This is a genomic window from Paenibacillus sp. IHB B 3415, assembly GCF_000802655.2.
GTDB lineage: Bacteria > Bacillota > Bacilli > Paenibacillales > Paenibacillaceae > Paenibacillus_AQ > Paenibacillus_AQ phytohabitans.
In genome coordinates this window covers 37,254-54,076 of the sequence record NZ_JUEI01000015.1, presented here as the reverse complement: position 1 = coordinate 54,076, position 16,823 = coordinate 37,254, and the positions used below count along the sequence as shown (strand labels likewise).

Sequence of the window (16,823 nt, the reverse complement as noted above, 5' to 3'; positions counted from 1 at the left end):
GGCCTAAAGTGTGATAATTATCACATTATACACCCTGTTCGAGCATGAAATTCAATAAATTTGTGACAAATATCACAATATTACGGTTAGAAAGCAAAAAAAATAAGACGGTTTCACCGTCTTGGATTTGTCCATCATTTATAGTTGTCTTGGTTCATAAAGGCATTGGTTTAGGTAATGGAAATACCTTTCTTAAGCGATTTGAGATCGCCATTCGAATTAAGCAATTGCGGCAGCATCTTCATGCTACGAACCATCGGGGAATGACAGAGACGGCAAGAAGGCGCATGCTCAAATGCGAAATTATCCCTCATCCATCCGTTACATCCATCGTTGGTACAGGCCCATATTGCGGTATTTTCTTCCGGTACTTCCTCCAAAGGCTTCTTCCGGTAGTTCATTGCCGTTCCTCCCTTCCTTTATGTTACAAGCTGAGTAACGATAAAAAAAGACCGTCCCAACTTTCACAAGCGGGGACGGTACCTTCTATTAATTACAGTTTTACAACGTTTTCGGCTTGTGGTCCGCGGTTGCCTTGAACAACGTTGAATTCAACGCGTTGGCCTTCGTCCAAAGTTTTGAAGCCGTCGCCAGTGATTGCGCTGAAGTGAACGAATACGTCGCTTCCGCCTTCAACTTCGATGAAACCGAATCCTTTTTCTGCGTTGAACCATTTAACTGTACCTGTTTGCATGTGTGTTACCTCCACAAATTTAAATTAATATGTTCTTTTTATCTTCAGACAAAGAAAAAATTCACACATTGAGAAAGGTTGTGATTCATTTGACAGCCCTTTTCAATGCGAGAATTAGGTATCAATTGTATGAATAATTTCATGTTACCACACCTTATTAACAAAGGCAAGCTGTCCTATCCGAATTTCTCCGTTTTTTCCCTTATAAGGTCTTCTTCCCAATGTAAGGGTTACCAGTTGGTCTAAATAGTAATATTTATAGCCGATATCATTGTTTACCCCATTAATTTGGACTTGAAACGGGCTCCGTCCTCTTAAATTTTGCATAAAAGGACGGCATGAACCGTTTCCGTTATCCTGACTGCCTTATTATTATATACGGCCGCTTCCGGTTTTATTCCTCGGGTTTCTCAAGAAGCTGTACCGTCACCTGCTTCACTTCACCATTGCGGTAAAATGTAATTTGCAGATCATCGCCGATCTTGGTATGGTCGTACAGATACTTGCGCAGGGACAAGGTGGATGTAATTGACTTATCATCGAACTTGGTAATTACATCATTGAATTGCAGGCCTGCATCCTTTGCCGGACCCACTGCATCCAATACTACAACCCCGTCGGTTACCGTAGTTGGAAGGTTAAGCTCTTTGCGCTGGTCTTCAGCAAGCGGTACATACGGATTATTCAAATCCACAGAGTACACGCCCAGGTAGGAACGGGCAATTTTCCCGTTAGCCGCAAGCTCATCCGCTGTCTCCATTACATGGTTAGCAGGAATCGCGAATCCCAGCCCCTCCACACCCGTATCCGAAATCTTCATCGTGTTGATGCCGATCACTTTGCCGTCCAGGTCAACCAGTGCACCCCCGCTGTTGCCTTCATTAATGGCAGCATCGGTCTGGATAACCTCCTGCTCCCAGTCGTATACCCCATCCTGGTTCAGAGATACCGGGATCGTCCGCTCTGTATTGCTCACAATGCCAGAGGTCAGCGTATCGCCGAGGCCCAGCGGGTTGCCGATCGCAATGACCGTCTCACCCAGACGCAGTTTGGAGGAATCCCCGATCTGCGCAACCGTGTTGATACCTTTGGAATCAATAGAGAGCACTGCGATATCACTCACCTTGTCGGCACCGACCAGCTCTGCCTTGCGGGTCACACCATCCACGGTAACCACCTCCAGCTTGCTGGAGCCTTCAATCACATGATTATTGGTAATGATATATGCCTTATCTTCATCTTTTTTATAGATAACTCCCGATCCTAATGCAGACTCATCGAGAATATTAAGTTCCTTGTTGTCTTCCTTATGGTTAATGATGCTTACTGCCGCCGGGCGGACAAGCGCAGCAGCCTGAATAATCCGGTCAAACGGATCCGCACTGCTCACAGCCACCTTGTCAATGACTGCCGGGGCCTGTGCTTTCTCCTCGGTGAGCTGTCCCGTAACCAGACTGAACAGCAATACAGCCACAACCGCACTGCATACGGAGCTGATCAGCGATACCTGCCATGTTGCCAGCGAACGCCGTGACCTGCGGACAGACCATTTCCCTTCGGCGTATCCTTTGGAGGTACCCTGTTTGCCGGCTCTGCGCCGCGACACCTTGGTTGAATAGAAATCATCATCAAACAATCCCACGTTAAATCCTCTCCCCTCTATTGCCACCGCATTCAAGACCTGAACGCCAAGCAACCACGCCCGAGCTTAACCGCTATATCTCTTAGACTTCACAAAGTGCTAAAAGGTTTCACTTGATTCATTCACCACATTCCTGTGGGTTCTAAGCGCAATGGGGGCTCTCCTATTCTTGCAACCTACTAAAAAGTATATAAGCTTGTATCCGGAATATTTTGCAACCTAAAAGACTACACTAGAATTAGAAGCGGCAACAGCTCATAACTTAAAGGAACGTTCTATATGATTGTATCACAGGCAGCAGCACCGCCCACATTTTTTCTGTGTTAAAAAGATGCGAATTTTTTACATTCCCGCTACAATCCATTTCAAAAGGAGGGCCGGACTATGGAGTCATTCTCAACAAGTATGGATCTGGTACAGTTTATCGGCAAGCTGGGTGATCTTAAGGATGAACACTACCACCTGATTCTTGTCCAAAGTGCGATGATCGAGCTGCTGATTGACAAAGGGCTGTTCTCCCGCCAGGAGCTGGAGCACAAAATCACTGAAGTGGACCGCCTTATGACTGGCTCACCTTATCCCATGGCGTAGGCCGGTCATAATAGGTGTCACAGAGCCTGAACTCGTTGTCTTTGAAGAAGCAGCCCCGGTCCTCCATTGCCCCGCGTACGGACATTTTTGCCAGATCCATCATGTTGTGGTCCCTGCTCAAATGAGCCAGATAGGTACGTTTGGTCCGCCCCGTCAGAATCTCGCTGAGCGCTGCTCCCGCTGCCTCATTGGACAGATGCCCCAGATCGCCAAGAATCCGCCGCTTCGTATTCCACGGGTAACGTCCCATCCGCAGCATCTCAATATCATGATTCGATTCCAGCACGAGCACATCGGCATCCGATATTGCCGTCCTTACCTTGTCGCTGACATACCCGAGGTCTGTGGCTACGCATAGCTTCTCTTTTCCGTCATAGAAATTGTAGGCTACCGGTTCCGCCGCATCATGGGAAATCGCGAACGACTCTACCCGCATACTGCCGAAATCCCGGTGCTGCCCGGTTTCCATAATGACCCGGTTATGCTCGGGAATCTTGCCGATCCCCTTCTCTATCGCTCCCCAGGTATTGGTATTCGCATAGATCGGAAGATCATATTTGCGCGCCATCGCCCCAAGCCCTTTAATATGATCGGAATGCTCATGGGTCACAAGAATCCCGTCTAACTCTGCTCCTGTCAGCTCACGCATCGCCAGCAGCTCATCTATCCGTTTGGCGCTAAGGCCCGCATCGATCATAAGCGTGGTCTCGCCGTTACGCACCACCGTCACATTCCCGGTAGAACCGCTGGACAGTACTGTAAATGAAATCCCCATATCTCTCCTGCTCCTTCTACTCTGTTGTCTTGGGACTGATAATGTCCGCACTTATCGCATCCACGTAATAGGCACTGCCGTTCTCCAGCATAAACCGCCACATCGGCGAAGCCACCTGACTCTCGGAATTGAACAATTCGCCGTAATAGCCAAGCTCAATCTCCTTCACCGCAGAATCGGCCGGAAAATACTTCTCGATCAGGCTGCTGAGCGCCTGTGAGGCCGGAAGCACCTTTTGCAGATTATCACTCCGGCTTGCACCGATCTCAATCTGCGGCCAGCGGTACGCCACAATCTTCTGATCGCTGTTGATCAGCTCCAGCCTTACCCTGAACAGCGACCACTTATTGTCCACCAGCGGATGAAGCACGAACTTGCCCACCTCGCTCTCCTGTGAATCAAAGCGGTAATTCGCGATATCTGTAATCTGGCTCTCCAGCAGACTGCTCAGCTCGGAGAATGAGGAATACATCAGCTTGCTGTCGATCGGCTCATTAAGCTTCACCGGCACTTCATTCTGCTCTTCTCCGGAGTAGCGGTACGTGATATCCGGCAGCTGCGGAGTGGCAGCCGGAATCGGACACAGCAGCCGGATGCCCTTCTCCTCCATCACCGCCTGCGTTTCTGCGGACAGGGAAGTGAAATCAAGCCCCGCGCTGACCTGATCGCGCACGTCTATCCATAGCTGATAGCATAGCAGCAGATTCAGCACCAGAAAGGCGTAGATTAATACACTTTTGGCTCTTCCCCAGTCCATACCGTTTCCTCCTCAGATAACAACGTAAGGCTAAGACGTCACTACGGTGAATATTTGGACTTCCGGCCGCTGCCCGTCTACAGATTTCTTTAATTCAACCGCTTTTCGCGGTGGAAATCCGCAGACAAAGGCGGTCGCTACCGCTCCTACAGTTCCAAAATCCCCCTTCGATCCTCCACGCCTTTTGTTAAATCAGCTTTGCTTTCCTCTAATCTAATTCAACGTCAGTACACTGCCGTCGCTGAGCGTCACGCGCCAGACCGGACGAAGCTGCAGCTTCTCCTCAGTCAGCGTAGGCATATAGGCGGGCGTCAGATCGGTAACCCGCAAGGAGCTGCCGATCTGGGTCAGCCGCTGCTTCAGCACTTCACCCCCGGACAACTCAACAATGGTTTTCTCGGACTTCTCTTCATCCATATACATCAGGGAGCGCTCATAAGAGGATACAGTCCCCTGCTGCAGCTCCAGATGGATCACACCGTACTGGAGCTGAGGATTACTCATAATCGGATAGGAACCAGATGGATAGGCACCGTAATATTGCTGAAAGGACACCTTGCGGTCCTGCCGGCCTTCTTCAGTCGCAGCCAGCCTATAGGTTCCGTTCCAGCCGCCATGGTTATTGACGAATTCCACCGCCTCCAGCGCATCCTTCGCCGGTGTGCTGTCCCCGTCCGGAAGTGCTGCAGGATCACTATAGCTCATCCAGTTCTGCTCCTGGTCCACCTGCAGGCTGCGTTTGCTGTCGGTGTAGATTTTGGAGCCGTCCTTCTCAGGAATATATCTTGTGCTGCCTGCATCGAAGAACAGAGTGCTCTGCATTTGCTCAATGGTATACATACCCGCAGGCATCACTACCTCAACCAGCGGAATTGCTGCTTCCGGGACATAATACTCGCCGTTCACAGCGGTATAAGGCGTCAGATTCTTGCCGAAGTCCACATGCTGCTGCACGTCCTGAACCGTCAGGTCGGCTTTGGCCGCCTCATACACAATATCACCGCGTGTGCTGAAGAAGATGGCATGCGCTTTGGAATCATTCTTGATATTGTAAATCCAGATCCGGTCGATGCTCTCTCCTTCAAACAGCGAATCCGGCGAGATCTGCATCACCCGCTGCAGCAGCGTTACCGGAATGCCTGCCCCGAAGGACAGCTCAATGCCCGGATTCTCGCTGCGGATCTTATTCCAGTCGAAATCCTGCACGGAGCGGCGCTGGAAGCTCTCGAAGCTGCGCCCCTTCAGCCGGTTCAGAATCAGATTATAGAAGGTTGAGCTCGGATAGAAAAGCGTGTGCTTGTCCTCTCCCATATGAATGATCATTTTGTCCGGGTAGAGCAGGTTCTCTACCTTCTCTTTAGGTCCCATAATATCGGTCTTCACATACTGGCTCTCCGACAATACCGCCGAATCACTGCCCGGCAGCCTGTAAATTAAGTAATAGCTCTCCACAAGGCTTCCGAGTATAAGCAGGAACAGCATCCATGACTTGATTTTCTCCTTCACGCCTCACTCCCCCTATGCTTCATCAAAGGCAGCGTGAACGTTACCAGAGAGCCTTCATTCAGCTCAGACTGCAGGGAAATGGAGCCGCCGTGCGCCTTGACAATTTCCCGGGCAATGGACAGCCCGAGACCCGTTCCGCCCATGTTCCGGGAGCGGGCTTTATCGACCCGGTAAAAGCGTTCGAAGATGCGTTCAATATCTTTCTTCGGAATCCCGATCCCGGAATCGCGTACAGAAACGGCCAGCATTCCGTCCTCAGTCTTACTGGCTTCAAGCCGGATCGTCCCGCCTTCAGGCGTATATTTCAAGGCATTGGAGACCAGGTTGCCCAGCACCTGATCAATCTGATCCCGGTCCAGCCAGGCAGCGGCTACCTCCTTATGCACTCTCGTGCTGATATGAATCCGCTTCTGGCGGATCTGGAAGGAGAAGCGGTCCGCCACATCCTCCAGCATCTCGGCGATGTCCGTCTGCTGAATACGCAGACTGGACTCCTTCGAATCCAGGCGTGACAGATGCAGCAGATCGGTGACCAGACGGATCATCCGCTCCGTTTCGTTGCGGATAACCCCGACAAACCGCACGGCAAGCTGCGGATCATCCAGCGCACCGTCATCCAGCGCCTCCGCATAGCTCTTAATGGTCGTGAGCGGCGTCCGCAGCTCATGCGATACATTCGCCACGAACTCACGGCGGGACTCCTCGAGATTCTCTTGCTCGGTGACATCCTGCAGCACCGCAATCGTCCCGGCAATCCGGCCGCCTTCGCGCCGGTGGATCGGGGTGAAGGTGACCCGCACGATATTCGGGTCCTCTCCGCCCATCGGAGACAGATGCAGCATTGACGAATGCGCATTGCCCTGGGCCAGCGATCCGGACTGCTCATGGTCAAGGCCGAGCAGCTCATCGAGCGGCGCTCCCTCCGGAAGCGGCCCTTCCGCTCCAAGCATCAGGGCGGCGCGGGTGTTCATCAGAATGACTGCGCCGCTCTCATCTGTCGCTACCACGCCATCACTCATATTCGCGAGGATGGAGGACAGCTTCTCCTTCTCCTCTTCATTCTGCGACAGCGCTTCGCGCAGTCTGTCCGTCATATAGTTGAATGCCTGGCTCAGCTGGCCAATCTCATCGTTGCCGAATACAGGAACCTTCCGGTTGAAGCGGCCTTCTGCCACCGCAGTGGCATGCTTGGTCATTTCTTTTATCGGATGGGTAATCGTATGCGCGAGTATAACCCCCAGCACCGCTGTCAGCGCGAGCGCCAGCAGCAGCCCCGAGAGGAATACGCTGTTAATCCGGCTCATGGTGGCATATAGATCCTTCATATCTGCGGCGATATAGATCGCCCCTACGACCTTATCACCGGAAATCACCGGCTTGGCCACAACCTTCTTGCGCACGTTGTCATCCGCGATGATATATTCCTCGTTGTCACTGATACCCTGCAACGCACGGCTGACAACCGTCTGCGTATTGCGCCGGCCCACATAATCATTCTGTGAAGGAACAGAGGTGGTAATAATCTTGCCGCTCGCATCCAGCACCTGGATTTCTGCGCCGTTAATATACAGATTGTTCACCATGCCCCGCAGGCTTTCCACAGCAGATTCTTCATCTGCCGTGCCCGTCTCACTCCCGAACTTGTCGGCGGTAAGGATCGAGAGCATCTCTGCACGCGCCTTCAGGTCCTTGGTGAAATTATCGGTCAGAGAATTCTTCATGGAGCTGACAAAGTATACGCCGATCAGCTGCATCGCAATCAGAATCAGCAGCACATAAATTACGATAAGCCTGGCCTGAATCGTCCGGAAAAAGGACAGTGCTTTCATCACAGCCCTCCGCTTTTGGGGCTATGCATCAAATAACCGAGTCCGCGCCGTGTGAATATATATTCCGGCTTGCTGGGATTCTCCTCAATTTTTTCTCTGAGCCGGCGGATCGTTACATCCACAGTCCGCACATCACCGAAATATTCGAAGCCCCAAACGGCCTGCAGCAGATGCTCCCGGGTCATTACTTTGCCGGCATGGCGAATCATATAATACAGCAGCTCGTATTCTCGGTGCGTCAGATCCAGCGGCTCGCCGTCTTTGTAGACCAAATACATATCCGTATCGATGAATAAGCCGAAATGATATACCCCCTGCTTGCTCTCCACGCTTTCGTTCGGCGTTTCGGATAAGGCCGGCTTATGCTGGCGGCGCATCTGGGCTTTGACTCTGGCCAGCAGCTCACGCGTACTGAACGGCTTAGTTACATAGTCATCGGCGCCCAGCTCCAGGCCCAGCACTTTATCAATTTCTCCGTCCTTGGCGGTCAGCATGATGATCGGAATATCCAGATGTGCAGAGCGCACCTCACGGCACACGTCCATCCCGTCCTTGCCGGGCAGCATCAGGTCTAGCAGCATCAGGTCGGGGCGTCTGGACAGGGCCAGCTCAACCGCACTGTTGCCGTCAAACGCACAGATCACCTCATAGCCCTCTTTTTCCAGATTGAATTTCAATATATCAGCAATAGGTTGTTCATCATCCACTACCAGAATCGTGCCCATTTGCATATGCTCAGCTTCACCTTTCTAACGATACTCAGGTCCTTGATTCCTTTATTTTAACATACCTGTCCGGGCGTCACATCTAACTAAATAAAAACCGCCCGAAATTATCCGGACGGCTGGCCAATCTATAAGCGGAGCTTAAAAAATATATATTAATTCAGATATTTCATAGGGTTGACCGCTGTTCCATTCTTGCGGATTTCGAAGTGCAGATGTGTTCCGGTCGAGCGGCCGGTGTTGCCCATAATGCCTATTTGGCTGCCCTGACCAATCTTCTGGCCGACGGAGACGGAAATCCTGCTTAAGTGCCCGTAGTAAGTAACGTATCCGTTGTTGTGATTGACGATAACCACATTACCGTATCCGCTCTGTACACCGGCAAAGCTTACCGTACCGGCATCAGCCGCTTTGATCGTACGGTTGCCGGATACAAGATCGACTCCCTTATGTGCACGTCCCCAACGCTCGCCGTAACTGCTGGATATCGTAGCTCCGGCAACCGGCCAGGCGAACATCCCTGTTCCTTCACCGACAACCTTGGTGCCGGAATAGACTACTTCAGGCAGCGAAGCCTTTACAACCGACTGTCCCAGCCACTCTTCTTTGACAACCAGTCCATTTTCTTTGGTCAGCCTGTATTGCATCGTCTTAAGTCCCGTCTGGCCGGCACGAACCACCTTTCTCTTGCCTGCCGCCAGCTGATCGCTTTTGCGTACAATAACTTCGGGCTCTGTAACCACTTGTTCGGTTACCTGCTCCACAGTCACGACCGTAAGATCAGGCTGGGGAACCGTCAGTTGCAACTGATCCCCGATCTGCAGGGTAAGCTCCTTGACTGCGGGATTGTTGCGGAAGATATCGGCCTGGGTAATCTGGAATCTGGAAGCGATCGCAGAGACTGTGTCTCCTTCCTGAACCGAGTAGACCAGCGGCTCTTCCTTGCCTTCGGTCAGCACCCTCACGGCTTCCTCTACACTAAGCACCTTGTTGGGGTCTGCCTTGACCGGAACAATGCTGACTTCCTCGCGGATGGCCGCCGATTCCACTTGGTCTGCCTTAGCTGAAGCTGCTGCTGTCGTCTTGGCCGCCGTCTTCATCAGCTTCGCGCCAGTGGCTGCAGCCTGCGGAGTGTAATGCGCCTTCACGGCCTCGAGTACCGCGGCTGCCGTCTCCTGATCCTTCACGATCCCGAGCGGTTTGCCATCAACCGTCAATTCCACGCCTACCGCATAGGCTTTGAGCATGCCGTCCAGCTTGTCCAGTGTAGCTTCGCTGTCGATCTCAGGTTTGTACGCCTTGGCGGCCTCTGTCGTGATGCCGCTGGTTTGCAGCACCATGACGGAATCCGGATACTTAAGCTGATATTCCCGTCTCTTCGCTTCAAACAGCTTGTTAAGGTCCGAATCCTGACTTAAAGTTCCGATCTCTTCGCCTTTCACCAGCACCTTGTAGTAGGTTACTGTATTCGCCGCAACATGTTTCTTCTCCGCTCCGACTAGGAAGGTAGTCAGAAGAACCAGACCGGCAGTAGCAACAATCCATGAACGCCGGAGTCTGCGTGGTTTGGTTTCCGGATGAAAGATCCGGGTTTCGCTGGCAGTGCTATTGCCCTGTTGACCTGCTGCACCGTACCCTGCGGATGTTTCTTCACTGTTCCGCAGTTTCCCCATCCGGCGCATAAACTTAAAACCTTTCATGAAACTCTCCCTTTCAGTCCGCCCATACGGTCCGCCTTAGCGGATAAACTTATTTTTAGAGCCCCTTTTATATGTTGTACGTAATCTATTTATCTGTTTGCATGAGTATGAATATTGCTGCTTTTTTGGGCCCGGAAAAGGTTACAAAATATTAACCCCTCATAGTCCTTTTTTACTGTACCATAGCCTGAAGAAAAATTTCAACTTTCTTCACACAGCAAAACCCGCGAAAATCGCGGGTTTAATCCAAAAATATGCGTTTTAAACAGATATACCGTGTCCAAAAAGTGACATTTTTAATTTTGCGTGGAGGGTGCAGAATCAGGTGTAAGCATTTTCATTAAGGACTCATATTCATCCTCATCCACATACCTCGCAATGATCTCCTGCAATTCCTTTACCTCACTCTCTGTCAACCCGCCTTCCATAGCAGAGGAAATCTTTAGCATTTCCTCCTGCGGGAGCTTATTCATCAGAATATTGAAGATATTGGATTTCTCATCAGCGGGAAGATTCTCCTTCAAGTCGTTTAGTGCGCCTGGCGTCATCACCAGCTCCTGATCCAGTGCACGGTCACTCTGTTCTTCTCCGGCTGCCGCTTGTCCCATTACAGGCAGCGCATCCTCAGGCACCGTTTCGTCCACCGTATCCCCGGTGTCACTCGCGGGGGAATCTCCGCCAGTTCCTTTTTCTCCGTCCACCTTGCTTGAGTCTGCCTCTTTAATTGTATCCTTAGTATCCTTAGTATCCGTAGACGAGGAACCGCTGCTGCCTCCCATCCCCGTCAGACTCTTCACGAAGCCAAGCATACCCGGCTCAGGCCCGTCTACCTTAATATCAAAGCCTGCCAGCACCGACTGGATATACGTATTGACCACATACGCAGTCGTCAGCATGGACAACCCGCTGGCCAGTACAACAATCAGACATATGCCAAGCGTCCGTTTCATTAGTTTCATCGTCATCGCTCCCTTATGCCCTGCTCTATTCAACTCCGGAGAATCAGTCCTTGGTGATCCTATTCTCCCAGTATTGACTAGAACCCGGCCCGGGAAACCTCTGTTATCCCTAGAAAAGCAGCCTAACAGCTGCTAAAACACAAAAACAGGAGCCTCCTCCGAGGCCCCTGCTCCTGTAATTCATATTCATTCTGCTTCAATCTAGATATAGATTGGCAGTACCTGATTCGTCTGTTCCCGGTTACGGCCTACGGAGAAGATAGAGATTGGAATACCTGTCAGCTCTGATACGCGTTCTACATATTTGCGAGTGTTAGCCGGCAGATCGTCCAGGGTCTTCGCACTTGTAATATCTTCGCTCCAGCCTGGAAGCTCTTCATAGACAGCTTCGCATTCCGCGAGCATCTTGAGGCTGGCCGGGTAATGTGTAATGATCTCTCCGCGGAACTTGTAGCCTGTGCAGATCTTGACGGTTTCGAGGCCGCTCAGCACGTCCAGCGAGTTCAGGGACAGACCTGTGATTCCGCTGACGCGGCGGGCATGACGCACAACTACACTGTCGAACCAGCCCACACGGCGTGCGCGGCCGGTTACAGTACCGTACTCGTGGCCTGTTTCACGGATATAATCACCGGTGGCATCGTTCAGTTCTGTAGGGAACGGACCGTCGCCAACACGGGTAGTGTAGGCTTTAGCCACACCAATAACCTGTTTGATCTTGGACGGGCCTACGCCCGAACCGATGCAGACACCGCCTGCGGAAGGATTGGATGAAGTGACGAACGGATAAGTACCCTGGTCAATATCAAGCATTACACCCTGTGCACCCTCGAACAATACTCTGGAATCTGCATCAATAGCATCATTCAGCACAACCGAAGTATCCGTCACGTAACCGCGCAGCACTTCTGCATACTCCAGATATTTGGTCAGAATTTCTTCCACATCCAGCGGCTGAGCACCGTATACCTGAGTGATAACCTGATTCTTCTCTTCCATCAACGGACGAAGTCTCAGTTCGAATTCCTCGGCGTCCATCAGATCGGCAATCCGGATACCGTTGCGGGCAGCTTTATCCATGTAGCACGGGCCAATCCCCTTGCGTGTTGTTCCGATTTTGTTCGGACCCTTGCGGTCTTCTTCAAGCGCATCCAGCAGCATATGATAAGGCATAATGACATGGGCGCGGTCGCTGATCACCAGGTTCTTCGTATCAAAGCCATTCTCATGAATATAATTAATTTCTTGAATCAGGGCCTCTGGATTGATAACCATTCCGTTGCCGATAACACAAGTTTTTTCTTTATAAAATACACCTGATGGAATCAAGCTGAGCTTGAACTTCTTCCCGTCAATCAGAATCGTGTGACCGGCATTGTTACCCCCTTGATACCGAGCGACCACATCTGCACTCTCTGCCAGAAAATCCGTGATCTTTCCTTTGCCTTCGTCTCCCCATTGTGTTCCCACGACGACTACCGTTGACATGTTCATTCCTCCGTAGGTGCTAGCAAGCACCATTATTTTTCAAAATAGAAGAATTTATATGCTTACGCTATAAATTATCATGATTAAGCTATAAATTATCCTTCTATTTCCACGCTGAAACCCGCCATCCCTTTATAAGGACAGCGAAGCTGTTTCCACTTGTAATATGGGCTCTGTACGGACTTCTTATGTACGCAGCCCTCCGGACACCAGGGCGGGCTAGCCCGCCAAAGCACAATAATCAGTGTAACAGCGGCACTTTTTAAAGTCAAATAAAAACGAACGATCACAGTTGAAGATGTGCGATCGTTCGTGTATTGTGCGAAATTCGCCTAACCTGCGAACGGTTCCGCATGTGCCCGCTCGTAGTTGACGAACTTGTTAAAGTTCTTGAGGAATACCAGCTCTACCGTGCCTACCGGACCGTTACGCTGTTTGGCGATGATGATTTCAATAATATTCTTCTTCTCGGTATCCTGATTGTAGTAATCGTCACGGTACAGGAACGCTACGATATCGGCATCCTGCTCGATCGAACCCGATTCACGAAGGTCACTCATCATCGGCCGTTTGTCCTGACGCTGCTCCACACCACGGCTGAGCTGGGACAGGGCAATAACCGGAACATCGAGCTCACGGGCAATCTGCTTCAGGGTACGGGAGATTTCGGATACTTCCTGCTGGCGGTTCTCTCCGGCCTTGCCGCGGCCCTGGATCAGCTGCAGGTAGTCGATGACGATCATGCCGAGGCCTTTTTCCTTCTTCAGCCGGCGGCATTTCGCGCGGATATCTGTAACGGTAACCCCGGGTGTATCATCGATATAAATTTCAGCCTCAGACAACGACTGGATACCCATGGTCAGCTTGGACCAGTCATCATCGCTTTTGAAATCACCCGTACGCATAATATTGGCATCCAGATTGGCTTCTGCGCAGATCATACGCTGTACCAGCTGGGGCGCCGACATTTCCAGACTGAAGATCGCTACGGTCTCTTTGGCACGGACCGCAACATTCTGGGCGATATTCAGGGCGAATGCCGTCTTCCCTACGGATGGACGGGCTGCCACAATGATTAAATCGTTACGCTGGAAACCGTTCGTCATATGGTCAAGATCGGCAAAACCGGAGGGAATCCCCGAGGTGCCGCCCTTGTTCTGATGGAGCAGCTCCACCCGGTCGAATACCTGCATCAGCACATCACGGATGGCAATGAACCCGCTGCCGCTGCGGCGGTTAGAGATCTCCAGGATCCGCCGCTCGGCATCACTCAGCATGATGCCTACATCTTCGCCGCCCGTATAACCTTCGCTGACAATCTGCGTTGCTGTACGGATCAGCCGCCGCAGCATCGCCTTCTCTTCTATAATCTGTGCATAATAGTCGACGTTGGCCGCAGTCGGTACTGCATGCGCCAGCTTAGCCAAATAGCTGACACCGCCGACATCCTCAAGCTCCCCCTTGTCCTGGAGCCGGGATGTCAATGTAATCAGGTCAATCGGCTGGCTCTCTTCTCCGAGCTGCACCATCGCCTCAAATATCATCTGATGCGGTTTGTCGTAGAAGTCTTCGGTATTCACCCGCTCCATCGCGGTAATAAGCGCTTCATCCGACAGCAGAACCGCACCTAGTACGGCCTGTTCTGCCTCTAGATTCTGCGGGGGAATCCGATCGAAAAAGAGATCTCCACCCATTCTACTCCTCCGTTACCTGCACCGTGAGGTTAGCCTTTACTTCAGTGTGCAGCTTCACTGTTACCTGGAACGTGCCCACATGGCGGATCGGATCGCTCAGCTCAATCTTGCGCTTGTCGATCACGATTCCCTGCGTAGCCGCCAGCGTTTCGCCGATCTGTTTGCTGGTGATTGCCCCGAACAGACGGCCGCCTTCGCCCGCTTTGGCCTTCAGAGTCAAGGTCAGCTCATCAATCTTCTTGCCGAGCTGAACAGCTTCCTCTTTCTCCTGGTCCTTACGGCGCTGTTCCGCTGCCGCCTGGTTCTCCAGCGTCTTCACATTGCCGTCGGTAGCCGGACGAACCAGTCCCCGCGGCAGCAGGAAGTTGGCTGCATAACCTTCCGATACCTCTTTAACCTGCCCCTTCTTGCCTTGACCCTTAACATCCTTGATGAAAATGACCTTCATTCGAATAGCCCCTCTTTCGCTTCAATTTCGGCCAGTACTGCAAGCAGTCTGGCTTCTGCTTCCTTGCTGGTTCCTTCAAGCTGTACAGCCGCATTGGACAAATGTCCGCCGCCCCCCAGCTTCTCCATAACCACTTGCACATTCATCCGCCCCAGTGACCGGGCACTGATGCCGATCAGGCCGTCAGGCCGCTCACTGATCACGAATGAGGCAACCACATTGGTCATCCCCAGCAGCGTATCCGCCGTCTGGGCAATCAGCAGCTGTGGAATTTTCATTCCCGGCGCAGTAACCACCAGCGCGATATGATCATATACCATCCGCGCATGCTTGATAATCTCCGCCTTGGAGATGTACTCCTGCAGATCCTCCTTCAGCATGCGCTGAATCAGAATCGTATCTGCCCCGACACGCCTCAGGAATCCGGCTGCCTCGAAGGTCCGCGACCCGGTATGCAGCGCGAAATGCTTCGTATCCACCGTGATGCCCGCCAGCAGCATGGTAGCCTCCAGCGGACTGAGCTTGATCTTGTCGTGAATATACTGCAGCAGCTCGGTCACCAGCTCACAGGTTGAAGATGCATAAGGCTCCAGATACACGAGCACTGCATCATTGATGAACTCTTCTCCCCGGCGGTGATGATCTACTACTACGATCCGGCTGGCGTATTGCACCAGCCGCGGGCGGCTCCATTGTCATGGAAGCCTTATGTGTATCTACAACAATCAGCAGCGTATGCTCCGTCATAACCTGCAGCGCCTGCTCTGTCGTGATGAAGGTCTTGTATAACGCTTCATCCTTACGGATCTGCTCCATCATGCGGGTAATGGACGGATTCGGCGTCTCCATTACAATACTGGCTTCCACGTTGTACATCTGCGCAGCCTTGAGCAGGCCGATTGCCGCACCTACAGCGTCGATATCAGGCACCCTGTGTCCCATAATCAGCACCCGGTCGCTCTCCTGCATTAAATCGCGCAGGGCATGGGCGATCACCCGTGCCCGTACCCTCGTCCGTTTCTCTGCGGCATTGCTCTTGCCGCCGTAGAAGGAGAGCCGCTGGCCCGCCTTCACAGCCGCCTGGTCTCCGCCTCGGCCCAGTGCCATATCCAGACTCGACTGGGCAAGAGCTCCGAGCTCACTGGCCGATTCCGAGCCATAGGCAAGGCCTATGCTGAGCGTCATCGGCACCTTGAGATCAGCCGTCATCTCGCGGACCTCATCGAGTACAACGAACCGGCTCTCCTCCAGCGCCTGGAGACTGCGGTGATTCAGCAGCATCAGATACCGCTCTGAAGACAGGCGGCGCAGATATACTTCAAACTGCTTGCTCCACTCCGTAATCTCGCTGGCTACCTTCGCGATCAGCGACGTGCGCTGCTGATCGTCCATTCCCTGGGCTGCTTCATCCAGATTGTCCATCATTACAATACCGATCGCCAGCTTTTCTTCCTCATACCGCTCACGAAGGACCACCAGCTCAGTGATATCGTAGAGATAGAGCAGACGTTCACTTGGAATCACCACCACCTGATAATAACGGTCATCGACCGTGATCTCCTGGCGGTGATCCTTAAGTGCACCGTCTTTGGCGGGTTCGCGCTTCTGCGGTATATTCTTCAGAGAAGCAATGACATCAGGCATCAGCTCCTGCAAATCTTCACCCACAAGAGTCTTGCGGGAGAAGATTTGGCTGGCATTGCGGTTATTCCACTCCACTGTACGGTCTTCACTGTACAGGATAATCCCTAAGGGAAGCATACTTACAGCCTCACCTTCCACCCGTTTAATGCGGAAGGAGAGGCCGTTAATATAATCTACAAGGTTGCGGCGGAACGACAGCTCGGCCTGCAGCATGGTGAAACACAATGTGCCGGCCAGAAAGAGGCTGGCAACACCGAGGACCCAGTTATAGATACTGACCACTATAATCAGGACCAGCAGCAGCAAGAACGCCCACACGGTATGATACCCGTGCCAGCGTCTTTGCAGAAATTTTGGCATGAGCTCTCACC

General features: G+C 52.0%; 14 protein-coding genes and 1 pseudogene. 1 reads left to right on the top strand and 14 read right to left on the bottom strand.

Features of this window, described 5'->3' with window-relative positions; genetic code table 11:
* Window positions 1-170: 170 nt before the first annotated feature.
* The 3 genes from QW71_RS08010 to QW71_RS08000 form a co-directional block, all read right to left on the bottom strand.
* Window positions 171-401 (bottom strand): cold-shock protein, encoded by a 231-nt coding sequence (locus QW71_RS08010; protein ID WP_039295880.1) that lies wholly within the window; start codon window positions 399-401, stop codon window positions 171-173.
* A gap of 92 nt (window positions 402-493) precedes the next feature.
* On the bottom strand, window positions 494-694 hold the full coding sequence (locus tag QW71_RS08005; RefSeq protein ID WP_019914582.1) for a cold-shock protein: 201 nt from the start codon (window positions 692-694) through the stop codon (window positions 494-496).
* Between the two features lie 394 nt (window positions 695-1,088).
* A complete protein-coding gene (locus tag QW71_RS08000) occupies window positions 1,089-2,336 on the bottom strand; it encodes a S1C family serine protease (RefSeq protein WP_039295871.1) in 1,248 nt (415 codons plus the stop codon).
* A 384-nt stretch (window positions 2,337-2,720) separates the two neighbouring features.
* Here QW71_RS08000 and QW71_RS07995 point away from each other — a divergent pair, with 384 nt between their 5' ends.
* The gene (locus tag QW71_RS07995) at window positions 2,721-2,927 is read left to right on the top strand and encodes a hypothetical protein (RefSeq protein WP_039295868.1); all 207 of its coding nucleotides are present in this window, start codon (window positions 2,721-2,723) and stop codon (window positions 2,925-2,927) included.
* Here the strand turns inward: QW71_RS07995 and QW71_RS07990 are convergent.
* The 11 genes and pseudogenes from QW71_RS07990 to QW71_RS36975 form a co-directional block, all read right to left on the bottom strand.
* Window positions 2,896-3,702 carry an MBL fold metallo-hydrolase gene (locus QW71_RS07990; RefSeq protein ID WP_039295865.1) on the bottom strand — a complete coding sequence of 269 codons (807 nt, stop codon included), beginning with the start codon at window positions 3,700-3,702 and terminating at the stop codon, window positions 2,896-2,898. The two genes, QW71_RS07995 and QW71_RS07990, sit on opposite strands and share 32 nt — an antisense overlap.
* Before the next feature lie 16 nt (window positions 3,703-3,718).
* Window positions 3,719-4,459, bottom strand: coding sequence for a two-component system regulatory protein YycI (gene yycI / locus QW71_RS07985; RefSeq protein ID WP_039295862.1), 741 nt, complete (start codon window positions 4,457-4,459; stop codon window positions 3,719-3,721).
* Window positions 4,460-4,672: 213 nt separating this feature from the next.
* Complete coding sequence (locus QW71_RS07980; RefSeq protein WP_039295859.1) at window positions 4,673-5,965, bottom strand: YycH family regulatory protein; 1,293 nt, start codon at window positions 5,963-5,965, stop codon at window positions 4,673-4,675.
* Window positions 5,962-7,719, bottom strand: a complete 1,758-nt coding sequence (walK, locus tag QW71_RS07975) for a cell wall metabolism sensor histidine kinase WalK (RefSeq protein ID WP_373604762.1) — start codon at window positions 7,717-7,719, stop codon at window positions 5,962-5,964. The genes QW71_RS07980 and walK overlap by 4 nt, the downstream gene beginning before the upstream one ends.
* A 74-nt stretch (window positions 7,720-7,793) precedes the next feature.
* Window positions 7,794-8,525: a response regulator YycF gene (yycF, locus tag QW71_RS07970; RefSeq protein ID WP_039295853.1), complete on the bottom strand. Its 732-nt coding sequence runs from the start codon at window positions 8,523-8,525 to the stop codon at window positions 7,794-7,796.
* A gap of 149 nt (window positions 8,526-8,674) precedes the next feature.
* The gene (locus tag QW71_RS07965; protein WP_039295852.1) at window positions 8,675-10,219 is read right to left on the bottom strand and encodes a M23 family metallopeptidase; all 1,545 of its coding nucleotides are present in this window, start codon (window positions 10,217-10,219) and stop codon (window positions 8,675-8,677) included.
* Window positions 10,220-10,515: 296 nt separating this feature from the next.
* Window positions 10,516-11,178 carry a hypothetical protein gene (locus QW71_RS07960; protein ID WP_039295849.1) on the bottom strand — a complete coding sequence of 221 codons (663 nt, stop codon included), beginning with the start codon at window positions 11,176-11,178 and terminating at the stop codon, window positions 10,516-10,518.
* A gap of 201 nt (window positions 11,179-11,379) precedes the next feature.
* Window positions 11,380-12,666, bottom strand: coding sequence for an adenylosuccinate synthase (locus QW71_RS07955; protein ID WP_039295846.1), 1,287 nt, complete (start codon window positions 12,664-12,666; stop codon window positions 11,380-11,382).
* A gap of 332 nt (window positions 12,667-12,998) precedes the next feature.
* On the bottom strand, window positions 12,999-14,360 hold the full coding sequence (dnaB, locus tag QW71_RS07950; RefSeq protein ID WP_039295843.1) for a replicative DNA helicase: 1,362 nt from the start codon (window positions 14,358-14,360) through the stop codon (window positions 12,999-13,001).
* A 1-nt stretch (window position 14,361) separates the two neighbouring features.
* Window positions 14,362-14,808 (bottom strand): 50S ribosomal protein L9, encoded by a 447-nt coding sequence (gene rplI, locus QW71_RS07945; protein WP_039295840.1) that lies wholly within the window; start codon window positions 14,806-14,808, stop codon window positions 14,362-14,364.
* Window positions 14,805-16,812: pseudogene (locus tag QW71_RS36975) on the bottom strand (DHH family phosphoesterase). Before QW71_RS36975 ends, rplI begins: the two are co-directional and overlap by 4 nt.
* Between the last annotated feature and the right edge of the window lie 11 nt (window positions 16,813-16,823).

Coding starts and splice junctions, on each gene's coding strand:
- QW71_RS08010 (WP_039295880.1), bottom strand. CDS start 401: ATGAACTACCGGAAGAAGCCTTTGGAGGAAGTACCGGAAGAAAATACC.
- QW71_RS08005 (WP_019914582.1), bottom strand. CDS start 694: ATGCAAACAGGTACAGTTAAATGGTTCAACGCAGAAAAAGGATTCGGT.
- QW71_RS07995 (WP_039295868.1), top strand. CDS start 2,721: ATGGAGTCATTCTCAACAAGTATGGATCTGGTACAGTTTATCGGCAAG.
- QW71_RS07990 (WP_039295865.1), bottom strand. CDS start 3,702: ATGGGGATTTCATTTACAGTACTGTCCAGCGGTTCTACCGGGAATGTG.
- yycI (WP_039295862.1), bottom strand. CDS start 4,459: ATGGACTGGGGAAGAGCCAAAAGTGTATTAATCTACGCCTTTCTGGTG.
- walK (WP_373604762.1), bottom strand. CDS start 7,719: ATGCAGCTGATCGGCGTATACTTTGTCAGCTCCATGAAGAATTCTCTG.
- yycF (WP_039295853.1), bottom strand. CDS start 8,525: ATGCAAATGGGCACGATTCTGGTAGTGGATGATGAACAACCTATTGCT.
- QW71_RS07965 (WP_039295852.1), bottom strand. CDS start 10,219: ATGAAAGGTTTTAAGTTTATGCGCCGGATGGGGAAACTGCGGAACAGT.
- QW71_RS07960 (WP_039295849.1), bottom strand. CDS start 11,178: ATGAAACTAATGAAACGGACGCTTGGCATATGTCTGATTGTTGTACTG.
- QW71_RS07955 (WP_039295846.1), bottom strand. CDS start 12,666: ATGTCAACGGTAGTCGTCGTGGGAACACAATGGGGAGACGAAGGCAAA.
- dnaB (WP_039295843.1), bottom strand. CDS start 14,360: ATGGGTGGAGATCTCTTTTTCGATCGGATTCCCCCGCAGAATCTAGAG.
- rplI (WP_039295840.1), bottom strand. CDS start 14,808: ATGAAGGTCATTTTCATCAAGGATGTTAAGGGTCAAGGCAAGAAGGGG.